This is a genomic window from Thiothrix caldifontis (assembly GCF_900107695.1).
In the GTDB taxonomy this organism is placed as follows: domain Bacteria; phylum Pseudomonadota; class Gammaproteobacteria; order Thiotrichales; family Thiotrichaceae; genus Thiothrix; species Thiothrix caldifontis.
Genome location: NZ_FNQP01000035.1, coordinates 1 through 23171 on the forward strand (window position 1 = coordinate 1; position 23171 = coordinate 23171).

At 52.7% G+C, this 23171-nt stretch carries 21 protein-coding genes and 1 pseudogene; 9 read left to right on the top strand and 13 right to left on the bottom strand.

All coding sequences use genetic code 11. The features are described 5' to 3' along the window. Positions 1-80: 80 nt before the first annotated feature. The gene (locus BLV87_RS19555; protein ID WP_175517813.1) at positions 81-239 is read right to left on the bottom strand and encodes a hypothetical protein; all 159 of its coding nucleotides are present in this window, start codon (positions 237-239) and stop codon (positions 81-83) included. A 101-nt stretch (positions 240-340) separates the two neighbouring features. Further along, on the bottom strand, positions 341-913 hold the full coding sequence (locus tag BLV87_RS17435) for a DMT family transporter (RefSeq protein ID WP_093070757.1): 573 nt from the start codon (positions 911-913) through the stop codon (positions 341-343). 50 nt (positions 914-963) lie between these two features. Here BLV87_RS17435 and BLV87_RS17440 point away from each other — a divergent pair, with 50 nt between their 5' ends. Then, positions 964-1248 (top strand): hypothetical protein, encoded by a 285-nt coding sequence (locus BLV87_RS17440; RefSeq protein ID WP_093070759.1) that lies wholly within the window; start codon positions 964-966, stop codon positions 1246-1248. 10 nt (positions 1249-1258) lie between these two features. Here the strand turns inward: BLV87_RS17440 and BLV87_RS17445 are convergent, their stop codons facing one another. Further along, positions 1259-1606, bottom strand: a complete 348-nt coding sequence (locus BLV87_RS17445) for a NifB/NifX family molybdenum-iron cluster-binding protein (RefSeq protein WP_093070761.1) — start codon at positions 1604-1606, stop codon at positions 1259-1261. 63 nt (positions 1607-1669) lie between these two features. On the opposite strand from BLV87_RS17445, the gene BLV87_RS17450 reads away from it, so the two are divergent. Genes BLV87_RS17450 through BLV87_RS17460 form a run of 3 tightly spaced genes read left to right on the top strand, consistent with a single transcriptional unit; the run spans position 1670 to position 3598 of the window. Further along, a complete protein-coding gene (locus BLV87_RS17450; protein ID WP_093070762.1) occupies positions 1670-2548 on the top strand; it encodes a DMT family transporter in 879 nt (292 codons plus the stop codon). Positions 2549-2582: 34 nt separating this feature from the next. Beyond that, positions 2583-3047, top strand: a complete 465-nt coding sequence (locus BLV87_RS17455; protein WP_093070764.1) for a DUF695 domain-containing protein — start codon at positions 2583-2585, stop codon at positions 3045-3047. Further along, entirely contained in the window at positions 3044-3598 is a 555-nt protein-coding gene (locus tag BLV87_RS17460; protein ID WP_093070765.1) for a protein N-terminal glutamine amidohydrolase, read from the top strand. Before BLV87_RS17455 ends, BLV87_RS17460 begins: the two co-directional genes overlap by 4 nt. On the opposite strand, the gene BLV87_RS17465 is transcribed toward BLV87_RS17460, so the two are convergent. Next, entirely contained in the window at positions 3538-4680 is a 1143-nt protein-coding gene (locus BLV87_RS17465) for a Fic family protein (protein ID WP_093070767.1), read from the bottom strand. The genes BLV87_RS17460 and BLV87_RS17465 overlap by 61 nt on opposite strands. A gap of 169 nt (positions 4681-4849) precedes the next feature. Here BLV87_RS17465 and BLV87_RS20095 point away from each other — a divergent pair. The 3 genes and pseudogenes from BLV87_RS20095 to BLV87_RS17475 form a co-directional block, all read left to right on the top strand. Beyond that, positions 4850-6601: pseudogene (locus BLV87_RS20095) on the top strand (leucine-rich repeat domain-containing protein); the annotation flags it as partial. 291 nt (positions 6602-6892) lie between these two features. After that, the gene (locus BLV87_RS19895; protein WP_245707068.1) at positions 6893-8833 is read left to right on the top strand and encodes a COR domain-containing protein; all 1941 of its coding nucleotides are present in this window, start codon (positions 6893-6895) and stop codon (positions 8831-8833) included. Positions 8834-9006: 173 nt separating this feature from the next. After that, positions 9007-9369, top strand: coding sequence for a XisI protein (locus BLV87_RS17475; protein WP_093070770.1), 363 nt, complete (start codon positions 9007-9009; stop codon positions 9367-9369). An 8-nt stretch (positions 9370-9377) separates the two neighbouring features. Here BLV87_RS17475 and BLV87_RS17480 read toward each other — a convergent pair whose 3' ends face one another. The 7 genes from BLV87_RS17480 to BLV87_RS17510 all read right to left on the bottom strand — a co-directional run bounded on the left by BLV87_RS17480 (position 9378) and on the right by BLV87_RS17510 (position 17000). After that, positions 9378-9668: a helix-turn-helix domain-containing protein gene (locus BLV87_RS17480; RefSeq protein WP_093070772.1), complete on the bottom strand. Its 291-nt coding sequence runs from the start codon at positions 9666-9668 to the stop codon at positions 9378-9380. A 65-nt stretch (positions 9669-9733) separates the two neighbouring features. Further along, the gene (locus BLV87_RS17485) at positions 9734-11272 is read right to left on the bottom strand and encodes a PH domain-containing protein (protein WP_093070774.1); all 1539 of its coding nucleotides are present in this window, start codon (positions 11270-11272) and stop codon (positions 9734-9736) included. Then, positions 11262-11804: a PH domain-containing protein gene (locus BLV87_RS17490; RefSeq protein ID WP_093070776.1), complete on the bottom strand. Its 543-nt coding sequence runs from the start codon at positions 11802-11804 to the stop codon at positions 11262-11264. The genes BLV87_RS17485 and BLV87_RS17490 overlap by 11 nt, the downstream gene beginning before the upstream one ends. A gap of 87 nt (positions 11805-11891) precedes the next feature. Further along, positions 11892-12470, bottom strand: coding sequence for a hypothetical protein (locus tag BLV87_RS17495; protein WP_093070778.1), 579 nt, complete (start codon positions 12468-12470; stop codon positions 11892-11894). A 58-nt stretch (positions 12471-12528) separates the two neighbouring features. Beyond that, positions 12529-13161 (bottom strand): DUF4340 domain-containing protein, encoded by a 633-nt coding sequence (locus BLV87_RS17500; protein WP_093070779.1) that lies wholly within the window; start codon positions 13159-13161, stop codon positions 12529-12531. Positions 13162-13164: 3 nt separating this feature from the next. Next, positions 13165-16086: a Gldg family protein gene (locus tag BLV87_RS17505; protein WP_093070781.1), complete on the bottom strand. Its 2922-nt coding sequence runs from the start codon at positions 16084-16086 to the stop codon at positions 13165-13167. Then, positions 16086-17000, bottom strand: a complete 915-nt coding sequence (locus BLV87_RS17510; RefSeq protein WP_093070782.1) for an ABC transporter ATP-binding protein — start codon at positions 16998-17000, stop codon at positions 16086-16088. Before BLV87_RS17510 ends, BLV87_RS17505 begins: the two co-directional genes overlap by 1 nt. A 152-nt stretch (positions 17001-17152) precedes the next feature. Between BLV87_RS17510 and ggt the strand changes: the two genes are divergently transcribed. Together ggt and gloA are read left to right on the top strand one after the other, a co-directional pair. Next, positions 17153-18940, top strand: a complete 1788-nt coding sequence (ggt, locus tag BLV87_RS17515) for a gamma-glutamyltransferase (protein WP_093070784.1) — start codon at positions 17153-17155, stop codon at positions 18938-18940. Positions 18941-19018: 78 nt separating this feature from the next. Then, the gene (gloA, locus tag BLV87_RS17520) at positions 19019-19414 is read left to right on the top strand and encodes a lactoylglutathione lyase (protein WP_093070786.1); all 396 of its coding nucleotides are present in this window, start codon (positions 19019-19021) and stop codon (positions 19412-19414) included. A gap of 49 nt (positions 19415-19463) precedes the next feature. On the opposite strand, the gene BLV87_RS17525 is transcribed toward gloA, so the two are convergent. Together BLV87_RS17525 and BLV87_RS17530 are read right to left on the bottom strand one after the other, a co-directional pair. Continuing rightward, positions 19464-20324 carry a DMT family transporter gene (locus BLV87_RS17525; protein WP_093070787.1) on the bottom strand — a complete coding sequence of 287 codons (861 nt, stop codon included), beginning with the start codon at positions 20322-20324 and terminating at the stop codon, positions 19464-19466. Between the two features lie 17 nt (positions 20325-20341). After that, positions 20342-23053, bottom strand: coding sequence for a nitrate reductase (locus BLV87_RS17530; protein ID WP_093070789.1), 2712 nt, complete (start codon positions 23051-23053; stop codon positions 20342-20344). Positions 23054-23171: the final 118 nt, after the last annotated feature.

The window sequence follows — 23171 nt, forward strand, 5'->3', positions numbered from 1 at the left end:
AACTCTGGAAAAGTCAAAGTCGCCTCGCGGTTTCCAGAAGTGCCAACGTATGGCGAATTTTGTGTGAAATCTACGTCAAATTACTGATTATCCTCATCCAACACTGGATCATGCTCACCGGATTGTGGGAAATACCCCAGCGCAGCCTCACCAAAGGTGTTCAAGCCATTCAGGAACAGGCTTCCCATCTTGCCGCCTGCATCGCTGAGCGACGCAGCTTGATAAAATGCCTCAAGCAACTGGCAAAACTCTTCGCTTCTTCAACCGCTTGCCGACAAAACAAACGGAGGAAAAAACCTAATAATTGGATGAGATTACAGCAAGTTAGGGAATGGAGGGCTTAAAGTTGATGCGTATAGGTGCGCGGATCATCCACCCCCGCCACTTTACGGGTCAGCAGAAAATACAATGCCAGCAGCAGCGAGGCAAAAAACGCCAGCAACAACGCCGGTTCAAAGCTGTGGAAACCGGGACGGATAATCACCAGCACCCCAATAAATCCACCAGCAACAGCCAACAAATGACGTGGCAGGATACGTTCCCCCAGAAATACGCCTGCCAACAGCGTAACCAGCACTGGCGACAGGTACATCAACGCAGTAGCCTCTGCCAGACTCACCGTCTTGATCGCCATGTACAGCAAGGTGTTGATGCCAACCATGCACAAGCCGCGCAACAACTGCGTTTTCGGCGCACGGGTCACGGCAAAATGGCGCAAACCCTGCCCATAAAACAGCAGCGACACTATAATGCTGTGGAACAGGAACCGCGCCCACGTCACCTGAAAGGTCGAAAAGTCACGCATCAGGAATTTCCCCAGCGAATCCATCCCCGCCAGAATGCCGGAGGCAATAATTGTGAGGACAATGGCGAGCAAAGCAGGACGGCTTTCATGGCAGCAGATTCTCATCATTCAAGTCGGGTGCTATATTCCCAGCAAAGCGGCGGAGGTGAGCAGCAGACATGAAACCCAAAACAACCGTAGTAATGCGCAACATTATTCAGCAAATCCGGGAAAACTTCCCGTTTGCGATGACCGAACAAGAGCTATGCGCCGAAACCTGTAGCTACGGCTGTTCCATCAAGCTGCTGGAATACATGGATATGGAAATCACCGAATGGGAACAACGGCTGGACAATGGCGAAATTCCCAACTTTGACGATATTCAAAAGCTGTCCAAGTCGGGCATGAAAATTTACCGGATTCTGGAAAAAAACCATCTGGTGAGTGGTGTTGTGCCCGGATGAATCCCTCTGGCTAAGCCCCTCGTACTGGATTGGCCGCCCAAGGCACGACTGCCGCCACTAACTGTTGCACGGCTAACAATGGGTCAGTTTCGTCAGTGGTTCTAACTCTCACACCATATTGCTTCATCTGATTGATGAAGCTTTTACCGCACGGGCCAGTGATCAAATAATCCAGTGCCAACAGCGGGTGATCACCGCGCTTGTCCCACGCATGGATCGACATTTCCATCGACAACTCCAACGGCTCGACGCTTTGTACCGCTTGCTCCGCAGTCCATTCATACATCAAAAAGCTGCGGGCTTTGCTGGCGTGCCCAGTAATGGTACGCAAATTTTGGCTGGTAACGCCGATTTTCATAATAGTGACTCTTTAAGTGATAGGGTTTTCAGTTTTACGACAATATATCCTTATAATGGCCCCATGACACCACGTAACCTGTTTGATTTGATTCTGTTAGCTGCCCTGTGGGGCGGATCGTTCCTGTTCATGCGCTATGCGGCTCCGTCATTCGGGGCGATTCCGCTGATTTGGTTGCGGGTGACAATTGCGGCGGCGTGTCTGTTGCCGTTGCTGTGGTGGCGCGGGCAAAGCGGGCTGTTGCGGCAGAATATGGGGGCAATGCTATTGGTGGGTTTGCTCAATTCCGCCGTGCCGTTTGTGCTGATTGCGTGGGCGGTGCTGTCGATTACGTCGGGGTTGGCGTCGATCATGAATGCGGTCACGCCAATTTTTACCGCGCTGATCGGCGCATTGTGGCTGAATGAGCGGCTCAGCAAGTCGCAGATGCTGGGCTTGCTGATCGGGTTTGTCGGGGTATTGTTGCTGGCAGCGGACAAGGCTGATTTCAAAGCGGGTGGTTCCGGCTGGGCGATTGTGGCGATGCTGGGGGCTACCTTGTGCTACGGGATTGTGACCCATTACACCCGGCACAAGCTGGCGGGGGTTCCATCACTGGTTACGGCGACTGGGGCGCAACTGGCGGCGGCTATTGTGTTGTTGCCGTTGGCGTATGCGTTTTGGCCTACGGTTATGCCTGACGCTAAGGCATGGCTGGCGGTGATTGGGCTGGGTGTCGGGTGTACTGCGCTGGCGTTTGCGCTGTTTTTCCGGTTGCTGGCGCAAGTGGGGGCATCGCGGGCGGTGACGGTCACGTTTCTGATTCCGGTGTTCGGGGTATTGTGGGGCAGCCTGTTTTTGGGTGAAACTGTCAGTGCGTCGATGCTGGTGGGTGGCGCGGTAATTGTGCTGGGGACGGCGTTGGCGACCGGGGTGATGCGCTTACGAGCGATTTTAGCTTAAGATCACTCGTTTACAGCAAACCGAGGTGAATACCATGTCAGACAATACTAGCAATCCCGCCGAACCCGTGTGGACAGTTGTCCAACAAGCCACCGCAGATGACGGTTTACACCTGTTGCGGGTGCTGGATGTGGGAGCAAATTTCCCGTTTCGGAATTACCCCGAACGCTTCAGTCTGTTGTGGGAGTTTACCGAACTCGACGCCGAAGGCTTGCCCAGCGCGGCAGAACTCACCCGCATGAAGGATTTTGAAAACGCCTTGTGTGCGGTAATGCAAGCCGACCACGCAGCATTATTGGTGATGGTGTTCACCGAACCTGCCCACCGCGAATTTATCTGGTTGGCACGTAATAAATCAGCCTTCTCGAACCGGCTCAATACGGCGGAAAGTTTGGGTGCGAAACTCCCCATCACCCTTGACCATGAAACCGATACGCAAGGCGAGTTTTACCTGTCGTATGCGACGAAAGTGCTGGAACGCTTGAAGCAAAAGCCATGAAACTGCCCGAACGGGAACACTACCGCTACCAGTCGCGTTACTGCGAAGAAAACATCTGGCATCTGTGTCAGCAGCCAGAATTCCGGCACAGTGAGGTGGTGGTGATGGCGGCAACAGGTAGGTTTTTCCCCATCCTCTGCCAGCGCAGTGCGAGTACGCCGACTGAACCGCTGCTGTGGGATTACCACGTGGTGTTGCTGTGGCACGCCGCGCCGGATGTGCGTTACCTCCTCGATTTCGATACCACCTTGCCGTTTTGCACGCCGGTCGCGGATTATTTCCGCCAAGCGTTTTTGGATGAATCCGTGTTAAAACCGAGGTTTGTACCACTGTTTCGGGTCATGCCTAGCGTGGAATATGCCGAAAAACTGTTGAGCGATCGGCGGCACATGCGCGATGCCAACGGTTGGTTGGCGGAACCTCCGCCTTGGCCGCCGACCAGCGTTACCGACAGTAATTTGCACAAATTTACCGATATGAGCGATGCCGACTATGGGCAAATCTTGACGGCAGCGCAGGTGTTGATGCACACGGGTAAATTGAGGCAATAACGCGCATAACGTAGTTCCCCGGTTTTGTGCAGCACGCCCAATTCCACCAGTTCCTGCAAATCGCGAGTCGCGGTAGCCCGTGAAGCATTGGTCAAACTGATGTAATTTTTTGCGCTCATGCCACCGTGGAAACCGCCGATGCCCTCCGCAAACAGCCGTGCCACGACTTTTTCCTGCCGTGGATTCAGTTTGCCACGCACTGGGTCATACAAACGGGTTTTGCCGATTAGGAATTCGACTTGCTGGCGTGAATGGCGCACTGCCGCCAGCACCATTTCCGCGAAATACACCAGCCAGCGTTGAATGTCGTTCGCCTTGTTCGCCCATTCCAGCTCGGCGTAATAGGCTTTTTTGTGCTGTTCGATGGTGTGGGCAAGCGCAATCAGCGTGGGTTGCCCCAAGCCTTGCGCGAGGGCTTTTTCTGCCAAAGCGCGGGCAATACGCCCATTGCCGTCTTCAAACGGGTGGATGCTGACGAAATACAGGTGGGCAATGCCTGCGCGGATCAGGGGTGGCAATGCGTCGGGCGCGTTGGCTTGAGTGCGGTTGAACCAGTCCACAAAGGCAGCCATTTCTGCCGCCATCTGTGCGGAAGGCGGGGCTTCAAAATGCACGTTGGGATTATCCAGCCGCCCGGAAACCACTTGCATGGCTTCGGAATGCGTGCGGTACGCGCCGATTACCTGCAAATCCCGCCGCCCGTTCAGCAACATCGAATGCCAATCGAACAGTATTTGATGACTCAGCGGTTGCTGAAAGTGGGTGTATAAATTCACCATCATTTCCGCAATGCCGTATTCCGCTGGTGTCACTTGTCGCCGGTCTGTTTGTAAGCCGAACTGCCGCCGAATGGAGGACTGCACACTGTCACGGTTGAGGTATTCGCCTTCAATCGCCGAGGTTTGCATGGCTTCGTTGCTGACCATTTCCACTTTCAATTGGATGCGGTCATCTTCCGTCAGATGCGTGAATGCGCCCAGCAGCAAGCCGGATTCGTGTGCAAAAGCGGTTTCCAACGGCATCAGCTTCAGCGGGTCGAAGCTGAAATTAGGCCAGTCGGGTTGTTGCCAGTTCCATGTCATGAGTCATTCGCCGTTATTCTATAACTCATTTATAGCTTATTTTGTGAGTTATAGAAATCCTTCTACTTGCATCCATCGGGGGAGACTACAAATTGATCCGGTTTGAATAGCCCTGCTGTTCCGGCTACTATCGGCTCTATTGTCCCTTATGCCTGACTAGCTGACGCTTATGAAACCGACCCCGTTGGAAATCGCCCTTGAGCGCATTGAAGAATGCCGCCGCACCCGTTCGATCTCCCTTGATCTGAGCAAGCTCGGTCTGGACACCATCCCGGAGGAGGTGTTTGAACTTACATGGCTGGAAAAGCTAGATGTGTCGGGAGACAAAGAAAACTGGGAACATCAGGGTATTCAGGAAATATCTCTTGATATTCGACAACTTACAACTTTGACCAGCTTTGCCTGTGCCTTGAGTCAAATTACGGATTTATCATCACTCAGTACTTTGAAATATTTGCAGTCACTAAACTGTGAAGGCAATCAGATCATTGATTTGTCACCAGTTAGTCACTTAACCGCGTTGGAATCACTGAACTGTAACTCTAATCAGATTAATGAACTATTTCCTCTGCGTCACTTGAAATTTTTGAAGTCAGTGGATTGTGGTTTTAATGAACTTAGTGACCTTTCACCAATAAGTTATCTGTTGCAGTTACAATCACTAAACTGTGAAGGCAATCAGATCATTGATTTGTCACCAGTTAGTCACTTGACCGCGTTGGAATCACTGAACTGTAACTCTAATCAAATTAATGAACTATTTCCTCTGCATCACTTAAAATTTTTGAAGTCACTAGATTGTGGTTTTAATGAGCTTAGTGACCTTTCACCAGTAAGTTATCTATTGCAGTTACAATCACTAAACTGTGAAGGCAATCAGATCATTGATTTGTCACCAGTTAGTCACTTGACCGCGTTGGAATCACTGAACTGTAACTCTAATCAAATTAATGAACTATTTCCTCTGCATCACTTAAAATTTTTGAAGTCACTAGATTGTGGTTTTAATGAGCTTAGTGACCTTTCACCAGTAAGTTATCTATTGCAGTTACAATCACTAAACTGTGAAGGCAATCAGATCATTGATTTGTCACCAGTTAGTCACTTGACCGCGTTGGAATCACTGAACTGTAACTCTAATCAAATTAATGAACTATTTCCTCTGCGCCACTTAAAATTTTTGAAGTCACTAGATTGTAGTTTTAATGAATTTAGTGACTTATCATCTGTGAGTTTTTTATTGCTATTGAAGTTTATAAATTGCAATAGCAATCAGATTATTGATCTGTCACCAGTGAATTATTTAATTGCATTGATATCAATAAATTGCAATAATAATCAAATTAATAATTTAGCACTAAATAACCTACCACAATTACAATCACTGGATTGCAGTAATAATAACATTAACAACTTAGCACTAAATAACCTACCACAATTACAATCACTGGATTGCAGTAATAATAACATTAACAACTTAGCACTAAATAACCTACCACAATTACAATCACTGGATTGCAGTAATAATAACATTAACAACTTAGCACTAAATAACCTACCACAATTACAATCACTGGATTGCAGTAATAATAACATTAACAACTTAGCACTAAATAACCTACCACAATTACAATCACTGGATTGCAGTAATAATCACATTAGCAATTTGACACTAAATAACCCACCACAATTACAATTACTGAATTGCAGCAACAATCAAATTAGCAGTTTAGCATTAGATAATCTATCACAATTACAATCACTGAATTGCAGCAACAATCAAATTAGCAGTTTAGCATTAGATAATCTATCACAATTACAATCACTGGATTGCAGCAACAATCAAATTAGCAATCTAATGCTAAACAATTTACCACATCTACAGTCAGTAGACTGTAGCAACAATCAAATTAGCGATATCTCATCATTAACTCATTTAAGTTATTTAAAGACATTAAAATGCTTTATTAATAAAATTAGCGACCTATCTCCACTCAATAATCTCACAAGATTACAATCACTTTTTTGTGGGGGAAATTTAATCAGGGACTTCTCATTAATCTATAATTGGATTGCGGAGAGCAAACTAACAGAACTGTCATTACACAATAGTCCATATTCTGGAATCCCTCCAGTTTTATTAGGTCGAAAAACTAATAATGATAAAAAAAGTTGTTCAAGCCTTTTGAGGATCATTCTCTCCAATCCCTATATGGACAATGGTATTGAAAACATCAAACATTATCGAGAGGAAATTCTCGCATCTGGATCTGCCATACAGAAACAACTAAAAGTTCAGTTTGTGGGTAATGGTCGGGTTGGGAAAACCACGCTGGCTTATGTAATGGAACACAAACGCCCCCCCTGCGAATCATTCAAATCCACTCATGGAATTATCATCAAGGAAATCCAACAACTGTTGGATGGTGAGGATGACCCTATCACATTGCAACTTTGGGATTTTGGTGGACAGGAAATCTATCACGCCACGCACCGTCTGTTCTTGTCAGATGATTGTCTGTATCTATTACTATGGGCAGAAGAAACCGAAGAATACCTAGACGAAACCTGCCACCCAGTCAGTTACTGGCTAGAATCCATTCATGACTTGGGTAAAAATAGCCCTGTAATTTTGGTTAAGAACCAGATTGATATTTCAGATAAACAATTGAGTGAACGTCCTGTTAACCTAAGCGATGACTTGCCCGGTGCAAACCAGATTAGTCATGCTGTCAAAGTGTCTGCATGGACAGGACGCAATATGAGTATCCTGCGCGGGGCAATTGAAGCAGTCATTGAGGAATTGAAATACCGGGTTTGTTTGGAATTACCAACATCATGGTTACGGGTTCAAAAGGCACTGAAGCAACTCAATCAGAAATCCATCCCCTTCGCCCACTTCAAACAGCTTTGCATCAAAGCGGGAGTCAGTCACGCCGAATGGTTCGCAGACTATCTGCATAAAACCGGCGTATTGTTTTACCGCGAAGGTGCATTTCAAGATCAGATCATTCTCGACCAAAACTGGGCGATTAATGCGGTGTACCGTGCCTTTGACCCCAATAAACCGCACCGCCGCCGCATCGAACGCATGGGCGGGCGTTTTAACGGCGAAGATGCCAGCCTGTTTTGGGCAGACGAAGAAGTAAACGAACAGGAGGTGTATGTCGACTTCATGCACAATTGCGGTATCTGCTACGAACCCAAGCGGCAGCAAAACCAGCGTGACAACAAACCCTTCGCCAAACACGAATTCATCATCCCCGCCCTGTTGCCGCTGACCAGCAAAGCCAAAACCGCATGGGGAAATAGCCGCCCGGATGACTGGCAACTCGACATCGAATATCCCTTCCTGCACCGCAGCATTATCGAACGCATGATCCTGCGCATCGGTGAAACCTACGAAGGCGAACCGTGGCGCACCGGCATTTTCTGCGAAACCGACGAAGGTCAATTACTGCTGGAATGCGAATACGCCAACAAACAGCAATCCACCCAAGGGCGCTTGCACTTCCAATTACGTGGCTGCCAGCCTGAACGTTTGGTATACGCACTACGCAAATTGGTCAGCGAAACCAGCCCGCACCGCCGCTATCAAGAATACCTCAGTAAAGTAGGCGCAGAGCGCACCCTGTTACCCGAATTCAAGGACGAAGCCATGCAACACCCATCCAAACTGGACGCAAGCAAACCGGCAGACAAAACCATCAAGCTGTTTATCTCCTATTCCCACGCCGACGAAGCCCACAAAGAGCGGCTGGAAAAACACCTGAAAGCCATCAGCCGCACCTTACCACTCACGGCATGGAGCGACCGCCATCTGTTTGCAGGCGAGGCGGTGGATGAGCAAATCTTCCAGCAACTGAATACCGCCGATATTGTCTTGCTGCTGGTCAGCCCGGATTTCATCAATTCCGACTACTGTTTCACCAAGGAAATGGAACGCGCATTGGAACGCTACCAGGATGAAGGCAACGTGGTGATTCCGGTCATCATCCGCCACACCGCAAGCTGGCGTAACCACAAAATCGGGCAAATCGTCGCCCTGCCCAAAGACGGCAAACCGCTGGCAAAATGGGAGGATGCCGATGAATTCTGGGGCAGTGTGGAAAACGGCATCCATGATCAGGTCAAAAAACGCCTGCAAGCCTAACCGCAAAATGGCTGCTTTACACGGTCAACATGCTGGGTGTAACGAAACTTGGTATCATCTTTACTACGTAAACTTGTTGGTTTTTCATCCTGAACGGGAGGAAATTATCCTATGGAAAAATTAGAAACTTATCGCCGTTACGTTTTTCATCCTGAACGGGAGGAAATTATCCTATGGAAAAATTAGAAACTTATCGCCGTTACGTTCGCCAAGTCCTCGAACATTATGCGCAGTTCAAACCTGCCTACGGGGATGTGGAAATGGAGCTACTGTTTGACCCTGAACGTGACCGCTACCAACTAATGACAGTGGGTTGGAATGGCTATGACCGCTTTCATGGTTCCTTGCTACACGTTGACATAAAAAATGGGCAAATTTGGATTCAGCACGATGGCACAGAAGGCGGCATCGCCAACGAACTCGTAGAAATGGGCGTGCCTAAAACCGATATTGTGCTGGCATTTCACGCGCCTTACAAACGTGGGTATACAGGATTTGGTACAGGAATTGAACCGCCAGTTTTACAAGCCGCTTGATAATTTTTTCATAAACTCCCCCGTTGGCGCGGCGTGGTTTGCAGGTCGGCAATGGTTTGCGGTGGTTTTTCCGCAAACAGGCGGTTGAAGTCATCCATGCAATTCAGGGCGAACGCGAGTTTCAGCAAACTGTGAAAACTGATTTGCCCAGTGGTTTCAAAGCGTTTGATGCTGGCTTCGGCAACACCGGATTTCTCTGCCAATGTGCGCCGCGTGAGGTTGGCTGCCAGCCGTTGCGCTTTGGCTTGGGTTGCAATAGTCTTCAGCAATGCGTCGGGCGTTTGGAAAACAACAGGCATTATATTACCTCTAACACCTTAAGAAACAGCTCAACGGCTATTATAATAGCTTTTAAACAAACACACTACATCCAACTCAGCCCACTACTTTCCGCCTGATACAAACTGTCATTCACGATACGCTTACCCGCCGCCCATGGGATAAACGGCACACCTTGAACGCCTGACGCAAACACCAGCCGCACATGACACAGGTTGTGGCGTTCCAACCACCAGCTTTGCACATAACTCACCTGCTGCACCTTGAAAATCGGCAGGCAATAGTAATTCACCCCAATCAGCCCATTGCGGATATACAAAAACTGACTATCCAGCGCATACCCCCAACGTCGCCAGCGCAACACACTCAGCAAGCCCGCCCCAACCCCCAGCAGTAAGGCAACATTCGCCAAGAGCGACGAATCAGGGCGCAACAGCCATTGCGACGCCCCGACAAACACAAGGCAGAACAAGAACGGTCGGATTAAAAAGCGCCAGTTAATCGGCGCAAACACCACCTCGGCTAAACGCTGCGCTGGCAACGCCTCCGCCAACAACGCTTGCGCATCCTGCGGCGTCACAGCAGGAACCATAATCCGCCCAGCATCGGCTAAACCTGCTTGGTGTGCTTGAATTTGCTCAAAGCGCACATTGCAGCGCCCAAATACCCGCTCCAACCAGCTTTGTTGCAACTGCATCCATTGCAGGCGCGACAGTTTCATACTCACCTCATGGCGAGTAAATAAACCGCACCGTTGGATATACCGCTCACCACGCTGTACCAAGCTGTAATCAAAAAAGCTCAACATCGCGCCTGCCACCGATAACAACGCCATGAACATCACTACCAGCAAGGCAATGCCCAGCATCAGCACAATCAACCACCCCAGCGACTGCTGCGCCGGGTCAAAATAATGCACCACATCAATGCCAAACGTTTCCAGCCGTTCAACCATCCGCTCCAGCGCGTTGTCCCAAAACGGTGTCGTTGCTGCCAAAAATACCCATACCCGATTATTGCTAATCCCATAAATCAGCAAATCACCCATGCTGCGCTGATTCAATAAGCGTTCGGTGGGAATTGTATCGGTCACTTCCTCAATGTCGCTGGCAATCGTAGTGGCAGCATTTTCGGTAGGCACTGTGCTTGAATGCGCGGCATAAATGGCGTGTTGCAAAGCTTCCGCTTGTGCACGCGACAACGCCACCAATTGCGCCTCTTCGCGGCTCGAACCGGCGGTATCCAACTGCACCATCACATGATCGGTGAAGCGGTAATACAAAGGCTGCTCCAATTTCACATTCTGAATGCGCTCGAAAGGCAGATTGAGTTGGGTTTTTTGAATAATTCCCGCTTGAATCTCCACCGTGTCACCAGTGACCCGAAACTGGTAAAAATAATAGCGTAGCAAAGCAATACCCGCGAACAACCCCAAGCCCAGCAGCATCACGCCCAGCGTCAGCAGTGGCGTCTCTTGCAAGCCCCGATAAGCAAAAAGCGCCAGCGGAATCACATAAAACACACTGCCAAACACCGCCTGCAAACTTTGCAAGCTGAAATACAGCAAGGCAATCGGCGATAAATGCTGCCAATTTTCCAGTTTTTGCAGCGCATTATCCGCCATGCTGTAAATCCTGATGCTGTAAAATAAATTGCCGCAAGCCTTGCGCCCGCTCAACCGGCAAACCGGGGATTGCAAACGTATACGTGCCGCTGCCAGCACTGAACACCTGCAAGGTTGCCAGACCCGCACTGCGTTCAATGGGGCCGCGTTTCAGCTCAATGTGTTGAATACGGGTCAGCGGCTGAATCACCGTATGCCGAAACAACAAACCCCAACGAAACCCCATATCATGCTCGCGCAAGGCATATGCCACGTGCTGATCCGCAACAATGCCATACACGTTGTAAAGCACACTCAAGGCGATCAGCCCCAGCATCACCCAACCCGCCAAAGGCTGATAGTCAGCGGTGATGGCTGCCAATGGCGTGTAGTGACTCACCCACCAAATTAGCCCTAACACCAGCGTCACCAATAGATTTAGCATGGCATTAATCGGCATATAACGCGGCGAGAGTGCCTGCCAGTCGAACTGTTCAACATCGGGTAAGTCTGCCAACGGCACATTGGCGTTACTGAACGGTAGGTTTTGCATAGTGCTTCATCCCAAATGGCACGGATACGGATGAAGCACACTCAGATGTTTTGCCGGGATTGTCAACCGAAAGTTGATGCCTGGTGATTACAACCACACCCTGTCAGGTTGTGCGGGTTTCGGTGGCTGCGGTTGCACTGGCGCTGGCACTGCCCCACGCGGTGGCTCAGCAAAAAACCGTTGCAACAACCCATTGGCAAATGGGTCTTGCTTGAAAAACGGGTCATCGAACGGATTCTGTTTAAAAAACGGGTGGTCAAACGGGTCTTTGCCGCCAAACAGTGAGCCACTAAACGGAAAACCCTGCCCAAACATATCCGCAAACATTGCTTCCGGCTGCATGGTCATCGCTTGCAACACCGCTTGCTGTTTGTCCTGCGGCAAGCCGGATTGCTGCAATTGGCTACGGATTTCGTCTGGTGTCCCCTCAAAGGTGTAATCGCGGGTGTCGTTGGCTTGATCTTGGTAACGCAATTGCGCCCGCCAACGCCCATCCGCGAGGGATTGCACCTGTACTGATTGCGATTGTTGCTGGATCAGCGGTGGGGTTGGATTCAGTGGCGGGGATTGCGGTGGCGTTTGCCAGTTCTGGAAAGGGTCAGTCTCGGCCCAGACTGGCTGGAAAAATCCGACCAAGACACTCAAACACAAAGCTAACGGTTTCATTATCGTCTGCTCCTTGATGTGCGCCCCTGCCAATGGCGGCAGGGGCAGTTTAACAATATTATTGCGGAGGAGTTCCTGCGGGCGGGGTAGCCGATGGAGGCGGGGGTGAAGCCCCTACGGGCTTGTCCCCAGCTTGTTCCTCCGCTTTGGGTGGTGGCGGTGGCTCAGGCTTTTTCCAGCTTTCTGCCTTGCCCGGCAATTCATACGTGCCGATACTGGTGCTGTAGACCACTTTGTCATCAGGCAAGCGGGTATAACTGCGACTAGCCCCCGCGCCATTGCCCAGCAACAGGGCGGCTTTCACCGTATCGCCTTGCAGCAGTTGGACTTGACGTTCAAAGCCGCTGTCTTCCACCTTGAAGCGTTTGAAATCTGCCCCGCTGGTGGCAACTGGCAAACCGCGCTTCAAACCGTGCAACTTATCCAACACAGCGGTAATTTTAGCGGCATCTGCTTGCGCATTTTCCAGTGTTGGTAATTGCCACTGATCGGCGGTCTTGCGCAATTCCGCGCTATTGCCCTCGGCATCTTTCACTACAATATGGTCGATTTGCGCCGTTTCAAAGCTCAGCAAGGCTTCGTTGGCAGGACGTGCCGCCAAGGCATTGGTTTTCCAGCCGGACACTGCCACCAACAACACCTGTAATAGCAATACGCCTGCAAGGATCATTACCCATTTATTCCGTACCATCTGTTATACCTCCGCCAGCCATTGTTGGTCACGCTGTTGGGCGCGGCGGCGTAACCACCAACGCCACAATCCAATCAGGAATAGCCCCAGTGCCGCCAGTGCGTAGTTGAGGTATTCCCAGAACACTTGTTGGCTGTGCTCCAAGGGTTCCAAGGTACGGGCGAAATGCGCACGGCTGCGGATGTTGAGCAAACCTTCATCCTCCAGCGTCCAGTCCAGCACGTTTTGCACAAACTCCAAGGGTGCGGAATACAACGTGCCACGCCCTTGGGATGCCAGCCGCAATACCGCATCGCTGGCAAAGGCATTGCTGCTGAGGACAATCAAACGGGCAGATTCCGGTGAACGCTCAATCACACCGCTGACCACGGTTTTGTCAGCGGGCTTGTCTTCCGCTTTGGCTTGCGTTTGCTCAGCGGGTGGGGTGGGGTTAGCCCCGGCAGCATCAGCGGGTTTGTCTTCCGGTTTTACCAACAAGGGCGACTGCTTGCCTTTGAAGAAGGAATCAAACCTGCCTTCCACCGCCACAGCCAACAGTTGTGCCGCCCGTTCCTGTTCCGGCTTGAAACCAGTTTGCGGGTAAAGCCCATAGTCCGGGATGACATTGGTTTCCACCGATGTCCAGCTTTGCGCGGAAGAATGCAGCAATTCCGTGACCTTGCGTTGCGCATTGGCATCCTTGTTGACTTCCAGCGGCGATGCCCAGTTCAGGGTCAGTTGCCCCAATGCTGCTGTGACTGGGGAGTCAGCATTCAACCCGGCTTTACGCACATCCGGGAAATGCGGGTAAGGCATCATGCGGATTTCCTCCACTGTAATCGGGCCAAGCCGACGCGGTACAGGGACAGGCAAGGCGGCATTTTGCGGGTCTAGCACCATGCTTTTGGCAAGGGTAAAACCGTGGTGTTTGAGCCAGTCTTCCAAACCGGAAGTATGTTCACTGGCAGTGAGGGATTGCCCGATGTCCACGTCGAACGCGCCGGTTGCCAGCACGACCGTGCCCCCTTTCATCAGGAACTGGTCAATGGCAAAGCGTTGCTTGTCGTCAAGGTTTTCCGGGGCGAGCAGCATCACCACATCGGCTTCAGCCGGAACTGCGCCGTTTTTCAGGTCGGTATCCACCAGCCGCACATTTTCCCCCAGCGTTTTGCGCAATTCCTCATAACGCTTGCCCGCCGCTGGCATGAACATTCCGCCGCCGCCCGTATCGGGTGGCGTCACCAGTGCCACCGTTTTGAGGAAACCGGGTGCAAGGCGTTGCAAGCCTGCGGTAATTGCTTGTTTGAGGCTGTTTTTGTCCAGCTCGGCGGGCAGCGGAATATTCACTGCGGTACCATTGCTGTCCAGTTGCATATAGAACCAGAACGGTTTGGGGTCAAACAGGCTGGCAATCTGCGGGCTGTAACCGAAGTCCTGTTGCAGCTTTTGCCCCAGTGTGCCGCCGTCAGCATCGGGGTCGGCAAAGCTGACATTGAGTTTGCCGCCTGCGGTTTGTTTAAGTTCATCCAGCGTGCCTTCCAGTTCCTTACGCAAATCGGCAAGGGCTTTGGGCAGTTTGTCGTTGGCAGAAACATAGCCGTGGAACGTCACTGGTTTGTCCAGTGCGGCAAAAGCATTGCCACCCGCCTGATACGCATTCGCCAGTTTGCGGACGGTACGTGTAATGGCGTATTCGGGGTTTTTCAGGCGTACATCAAGGCTTTCCTCACTTTCTGCCTTCACCTCAATCAGGTCTTCGTAGCCCAGTGTTTGGTACTGGTCGCCGTAAGCCACCACCAGATTGAAGTAGGAATTGACCACACCCGCCTGATAACGGCTTGCCATGCGGAACGGCACGGGGCGGATACCGTACTTTTCCGCTGCTTCGGCTTCCAGTGCCTGATCCTGATGCGGATTGACGAATTCCACCTGTACCTTGCTGACACCGGCGACTTGGTATTCCTTGAGCAAATCCTTGATTTGCGGCACGAGCGGTTCGAGCAAGGGGTGGGTTTTATCCGAGAAATACCCCCGGATCAGCAACGGTTCTTGCAGTGAACCCATGTACTGGCGGGTCGCGGATGACAAGGAATACAGCTTGCCAGCGGTCAAATCCAGCCGGGCGGAGCCGACACTCTGTAACCAGACATTCGCCACCAACACGTTGGCAATCGCCAACCCGACAATGGCATACCACTGCACGTGCTTGGCATTACGCGGATTGCCTGCCCAGCGCAAGCGTTCCAACGTCAGCACATTCAAGGCGAGGAAGACCCCCACCAGTGACACGTAGTAATACAAATCACGGATGTCCAGCACCCCACGGGTAATCGCATCAAAACGTGATCCCGTACCCAACAGGCTCAACACGCCGCTGATACCCTGCCCAAACAGGGAAGTCAGCACGCTTGCCCCCAACAGGTAGAAGATACCCCCAACCACCACGGTGAGAATCAACGCCACAATCGGGTTATCGGTACGTGCGCTCAGGAACAAACCAATGGCAATGTACGCGGCTGCCAGAAACAGGCTGGCAAGGTAGCCGCCGATCACTGGCCCCCAGTCCACATCCCCCAACAAGGACACCGTTATCGGCAAGGGCAAGGTCAGCAATAACGCCAACGCCACCAATGCCAGACTTGCCGCAAACTTACCCAACACCAATTGCAGCGGGCTAACCGGGCTGGTCAGCAACGACTCCAAGGTTCCGGCGCGACGTTCTTCCGACCAACTGCGCATGGTCAGGGCTGCCACCAAAAAGATCAGCAACACCGGCATCCAGGTAAACAAGGGTTTGAGGTCGGCAAGGTTGCGGGCAAAAAACGCTTCCGCCCAGAAAAAGATAAACAGATTGACGGCAAGGAACGTGCCCAAAAACAGCCAAGCGGCAGGCGAGGCGAAGAAAGTGTTGAATTCCTTACGGAAGATAGCCATGAACTTGTCCATTACGCTGCCTCCCGGTTATTGGCTTCGGCAAACACGGTTTCCAGCGTGCGGGTTTGTGTATGCAGGCTGTGTAACTGATCCCCCGCCGCATGGACAGCAGCAGCGACTTGCGGGGCAAGTTCCGGGCTGGCTTGCAGCGTGTATTGGTATTGCCCTTGCCCTGCTGGGGCCGTTTCCACATGACTGACCCCTTCCAGCTTGCCAAGGTAAGTGGCTGCTTGGGCAGAATTGAGCGTCAGTAACAGGTGGCGGGTTTGTTGCAATTCATCCAGCCGTGCATCCACCACCAGTTTGCCGGAACGCATAATGAGTACCCGTTCGCACACCGCCTGCACTTCCTGCAAGATGTGGGTGGAGAGAATCACCGTGGCATGGCTTGCCAACTCGCGGATCAGTTCGCGCATTTGATGGATTTGTGTTGGGTCTAAGCCATTGGTTGGCTCATCCAGAATAATGATGGCAGGATTGTGCAAAATTGCCTGCGCCACCCCGACCCGCTGGCGATAACCGCGTGACAAAGTGGCAATCATTGCACTGGCTTTTGCTTGCAAAGCAGTCCGGCGGATTGCACTGGTGACGGCCTGGCGTTGCGCATTGGCTGGAATCCCGTGCAAATCCGCTTGGTAACGCAGGTAATCCAGCACCGTCATTTCCGGCCACACCGGGCAGTTTTCCGGCAAATAACCGATGCGTTGCTGGATGGCTTGGGTATCTTTGCCGATGCTTAAACCATCGACCGTGATACTGCCAGCGGTAGGCTCAAGGAAACCCGTGAGCATTTTCATAATGGTGGTTTTGCCTGCCCCGTTGTGGCCGAGCAGACCGATGACTTCGCCCTGTTGAATGCCGAATGAGACATCATCAACAGCTTTGAAGTCACCGTAATGACGACTTAAGTGATTGACTTGAATCATTGTTTACCCTATAGAAGTAATGTTTTAATATCGCAGGGGCAATTTTAGGCAAAGCATGAACGAGGTAAAGTTACAAAAAAGTAAGGTTGGGCATAATGTGTTAGAATCTTCCACACTGTTTTTACTGCTTTGCAAACCACACTTCAAAACCCATGCAGCAATCTAAACCTATTCGTCCCGTCATCCCCTCATGGTCAGCGCTTGCCGCTTGGCTATGTGTAGCCGCCCTATGCCTCCCCACCTCACTGGCAGCGCGGCAAGCCTCGGATACCGTTGCCCCACAAACCACCCACACGCTCAAGTCGCAAACGCTGGTGAGCGCCAAGCAGTTCATGGTGTCAACCGCGCACCCCGACGCAACTCAAGCTGGTTACGCTATCCTCAAAGCAGGCGGTTCGGCGGTGGATGCGGCAATCGCGGTGCAACTGGTGCTGGGTTTGGTCGAGCCGCAAGCCTCCGGTTTAGGCGGTGGTGCACTCATGGTGCTATGGAATGCTGACAAGCAGCAATTGGTAGCACTGGATGGGCGCGAAACCGCCCCTCAAGCCGTGACCCCCGACCTGTTTCTGGATGAACTCGGCGAACCCTTAAACTTTATAGATGCCGTCGTCGGCGGGCGTTCCGTCGGCACCCCCGGCACGGTAGCGTTGCTGGCACACGCCCACACCAATTACGGCAAACTGCCTTGGCAAGACCTGTTCACAGCCGCACGGCAGTTGGCAACGGATGGCTTCGTGGTGACAGCACACATGGCGGAACAAATCGCTGACAGTGCCGACAGCTTGCGCACATTCCCCGCCACCCAACAGTATTTTTTCACCCCAAATGGCAAGCCCTTGCCCGCCGGATTTGTGCGCAAAAACCCCGCATACGCCAAGACGCTGGATGTCATCGCCAAACAAGGTGCAAAAGGCTTTTACCAAGGCGAGATTGCCCAAGCCATTGTCGATACCGTGAGCAAAGCCGCCACCAACCCCGGCAAGCTGGCACTGCAAGATTTAGCGGATTATCAGGTAAAAGCGCGTGAGGTATTGTGCGTGGATTATCGCCAGCATGAAGTCTGTGGCATGGGGCCGCCAACCTCTGGCACGGTCGCCATTGGGCAAATATTGGGAATGCTCAGCCATTTCGATCTGAAAAAGCTGGGGGCAGACAACCCGCAAAGCTGGCGTTTGATCGGCGATGCTACCCGTTTAGCATTCGCGGATCGCGGGCGGTATCTGGCAGACAGCGATTTCGTGGATGTGCCGGTACAAGCCTTGCTCGCCCCCGCTTACCTGAAGGCACGGGCACAGGCGTTGCACGGCGAAAAGGCGTTGGATACGGTTGCTCCCGGCGAGCCCCTGCCCAAAGTATCGCAGCAATGGGCGGATGATGCCGCGCTGGAATTGCCTTCCACCAGCCATTTCGTGATTGTGGATGCCAAAGGCAATGTGGTGTCGCTGACCAGCACCATTGAAAACGGCTTTGGTTCGCGGCTAATGACCAACGGTTTTTTGCTGAATAACGAATTGACCGACTTTTCTTTCAAAGCCGCTGAAGATGGCGTGCCGGTTGCGAATCGGGTGGAAGCAGGCAAACGCCCGCGTTCGTCGATGTCACCGACGATTGTGCTCAAAGATGGCAAGCCGTATATGGCACTGGGTTCACCGGGCGGACCGCGCATTATCAGTTATGTGGCGAATGCGCTGGTTGCGCAACTCGATTGGGGTTACAACATCCAGCAGGCTTTCAGTATGCCGCACCGGGTCAACCTGTTTGGGCGTTATGAGCTGGAGGCAGGCACGTCTGCCGCCGCCATACAGCCCGCATTGAAAGCGTTGGGTTATGAAGTCACCACCAGCACCATGACATCCGGCTTGAGCGGGGTGGTGATTACCCCGCAGGGCTTGCAGGGCGCGGCTGATCCGCGTCGGGATGGCACCGTGTTAGGGGATTAATTTCAGGCTTTAAGGTAAATTTGCTGCGCTCACCCGATAGGGACAGAATGAACGGATTGTATTTTTAGGAGTTTTACCATGCGAATCCTTCACACCATGCTGCGCGTCGGCGATCTGGAACGCTCGATTGCGTTTTATACCAATGTCCTCGGTATGCAACTGCTGCGCCGCAAGGACTACCCGGCGGGCGAATTCACCCTTGCCTTCATCGGTTACGGCAACGAAACCGATCAGACCGTGCTGGAGCTGACCTACAACTGGGGCGTGGATAAGTACGAACTGGGGACGGCGTTCGGGCATATCGCGCTGGAAGTACCGGATGTGTACGCCGCCTGCGAAAAAATGCGGGCAGCGGGCGGCAAGATCATCCGCGAAGCCGGGCCGATGAATGCGGGTACGACCATCATCGCCTTCCTCGAAGACCCGGATGGTTATCAGATTGAGCTGATTGGTGAGAAACACCAGCGTGGTTAATAGTAGTTTTTGGATGAATTTAGATTAAAAGTAAGGGTGTTTTTTGCTCTCAGGCTGCCCGCCGGTTATGCAGCCACAACAGCAGCCCCGCCCCCACAATCAAGCCCGTGCCAAAGAAGAAATTCCACCCCAACACATCCTGAAACAGGAATACGCTGAATAACGTCGCTGCCACCACCTGCGCATTCAGCCAAGGCGACAGCTCCGACGCGGTGATTAGCGTATACGCCTTGATCAGCAGGAAATGCCCAATCGCCCCGAATACGCCCATACTGACCAGCAGCAGCCATTGCAGCGCATCGGGCGTTTTCCACCACAACGGCAACGGCACGCTCAACACCACCGCCCCCACAATCGAGGTATAAAACAGCGAGGTGCGCGGATCATCCACACCTGCCACTTTACGGGTCAACAGAAAATACAACGCCAGCAACAGTGAGGCGAAAAACGCCAGCAATAACGCTGGTTCAAAGGTTTGAAAACCGGGGCGGATAATCACCAGTACCCCGACAAACCCGGCAGCAACCGCCAATAAATGACGTGGCAAAATACGTTCCCCCAAGAATACCCCCGCGAACAAGGTGACGAGTACCGGCGACAAATACATCAACGCCGTCGCTTCCGCCAGACTCACCGTCTTGATCGCCATGTACAGCAAGGTGTTAATGCCCACCATGCACAAACCGCGCAACAACTGCGTTTTCGGCGCACGGGTCACAGCAAAATGGCGCAAACCTTGCCCATAAAACAGCAGCGACACAATGATGCTGTGGAATAAGAACCGCGCCCAAGTCACCTGAAAGGTCGAAAACTCGCGCATCAGAAATTTCCCCAGCGAATCCATCCCCGCCAGAATGACGGAGGCAATAATCGTAAGGACGATGGCAAGCAAGGCAGGGCGGTTTTTCATGGCAGTAAGCCTAACACCTATTCCAGCAAAGCGTGTAACTCTGGCAAGCACGAACCGCAATTCGTCCCCGCATTCAAGCAACGCCCAATCGCCTCCACACTGCTCAAACCCTGCTCTGCAATCGCCTTGCGGATGGTTTTTTCGCCGACGTTGAAACACGCGCAGACCGTGCGTCCTTTGTCTTCGCCCGCCACTGCCGGTTTGCCTGCCAGCAAGCTGACACGATCCGTGGGGGACAAGGTTTCCTGTGCAAACAGGCTCACCAACCACTCACGGGGCGGCAAACGTTCGGCGGATGCGCTGATGAACAGGCAGCTTTCTAATTGCCCACCGGTGAAACGCGCAGCGCGGTAGGTTTGGCGGGCAACGTCTAGGTATTCCGTCCAGTTCACGTCATCGGCGTGTTGACATAACAGATCGCGGGCGAAGGTTGCCCAATCGGCGGCGGGTTGCTGGCCTGCGAGTTCGTAACGCCAGGCGTTGGGGACTTTGATGGCAGTCCAGTAAGTGTAAGAGGGCGTATGCAATACGCCCCTACCGTGAATATTCGTAGGGGCGTATTGCATACGCCCTCCTTCGAGAGCAGCGAGGGGGATTTTCCTTCGCGAAATCAAAAACCCCTGCCAAGCCGCTGTATACGCCTCAATCGCCACCACTGCGTGCTTGCTCTCCGGCTGCCCCGAAATCGGGTCAACGTTTGCCGGAATCAACGCCCCCACGCCTGCCGCGCCGCTGAATTGCCCGCTCCAGTGCATCGGCACAAACAAGCTGCCGCGTTGCTGGTCACGGCTGGTTTTCACCTTGGCCAAGATGTGCTGCGTACCGTTGTGGATGCGGGCAATCGCCCCTTCCTGCAAGCCTTGATCCCGCGCATCACACGGGTGCATTTCCACGTAAGGTTCAGCGACGTGCGCGGACAAGCGCGGCGAAATACCGGTGCGTGTCAGCGTGTGCCAATGATCGCGCACCCGTCCGGTATTCAGCACAAACGGGAATTCGGGCGTGCGTTGTGATTGCGGCAAACGCGGTTGCACGGCGATGAATTGCGCCTTGCCGGATGGGGTGAAAAATTTGCCATCGGCAAACAAGCGCGTCGTCCCCTGCCCCGCAGCATCCAGCGGCCATTGTGTCGGTGGTAACTGGTCGTAATCTGCCGCCGTCAGCGTTTGCCACGCACCCAGGTTAAAGCAACGTGCGCCGTGATTTTCAAATGCGGAAAGGGCAGCATGTTCGCGGAAAACTTCGTGGGCGGATTGATACTGAAACGCCGCGCCAAAACCCATTGCCTGCGCCACTTCAGCCAAGATTTGCCAATCCTGCTTGGCTTCGCCCGGTGCTGGCAAAAACGGCGGTTGGCGTGAAATCGTGCGGTCGCTGTTGGTAACAGTGCCGTCGCGTTCACCCCATGTCAGCGCGGGCAAACGGATGTGCGCCAAATCCACGGTATCGGTGTTGCGCACGCAATCGGATACCACCACCAGTTCGCACGCCAGTAAGGCGCGACGCACTTGCGCACTGTCCGGCAAACTCACCGCCGGATTTGTGCCCATAATCCACACCGCTTTGACCTTGCCCGCCTCCATCGCTTGGAACAAATCCACCGCCTTCAGCCCAGCCTGTGGCGCAATGCGCGGGGATTGCCAGAAACGTTGCACCAAGTCGCGGTGCTGTGGGTTGTCGATGTCGAGATGCGCCGCAAGCTGGTTGGCAAGCCCGCCGACTTCGCGCCCACCCATCGCATTCGGTTGTCCGGTGAAGGAAAATGCACCCATGCCCACCTTGCCGATACGCCCCGTCAGCAAGTGGCAATTGATCAGCGCATTGCCTTTGTCCACGCCGCTGGAGGATTGGTTGATGCCTTGCGAAAACACCGTGACCACCCGTTGCGTCGCGGCAAACAGCTTAAAGAACTGCTCCACAGCTTCAACCGTGAGATTGCATTGGGCTGCCACGGCTTGCACTGAAGACGCTGTGGTTTTCGCCAACTCCACTGCCTGTTCCATGCCGTGGGTGGATTCGCCGACGAACGCGGCATCGGTATGCCCGTTTTCCGCGAGCCATGCCAGCAAGCCGTTGAACAGAATTGCATCCGTCCCCGGTGCTAGCCCCAAGTGCAGATCGGCAAGGTCGGCGGTTTGAGTACGGCGCGGGTCAATCGTCACCACTTGCAACGCCGGATTGAGCTTTTTCGCTTTGACCATGCGCTGATACAGCACGGGGTGACACCACGCAGTATTGCTGCCCACCAACACGATGAGTTCAGCTTGCTCCAAATCTTCGTAGCTGCATGACACAAGGTCTTCACCGAAAGCGCGTTTGTGTGCCGCCACTGCCGACGACATGCACAGGCGCGAATTGGTGTCGATATTCGCCGAACCGAGGTAGCCTTTCATCAGCTTGTTGGCAACGTAATAATCTTCGGTCAGCAATTGCCCGGAGACGTAGAACGCCACCGCGTCTGCGCCGTGTTCTTCGATGATTTGCTGGAAACGGCTGGCGATGGTGGACGTTGCCACATCCCAGCTCACGCGCTGCCCGTCGATTTCGGGGTAGAGCAGGCGTTGCGGATGATCCAGCGTTTCCGCCAAGGCTGTGCCTTTGGAACATAGCCTGCCGAGGTTGGCGGGGTGTTCCTTGTCGGGGCGTACCTTAAATGCGCCAGCCGCGTCTTGTTCGACGATGACCCCGCAGCCTACGCCGCAGTAGGGGCAGGTGGTTTTGGTTTGCATAAATCATTCCTTAAGAACCCTCACCCCAACCCCTCTCCCAGAGGTAGAGGGGCTAAGAGAAGAGAGCCATCTTTATCTTGCTCCCCCTCTACCTCTGGGAGAGGGGGCTGGGGGGTGA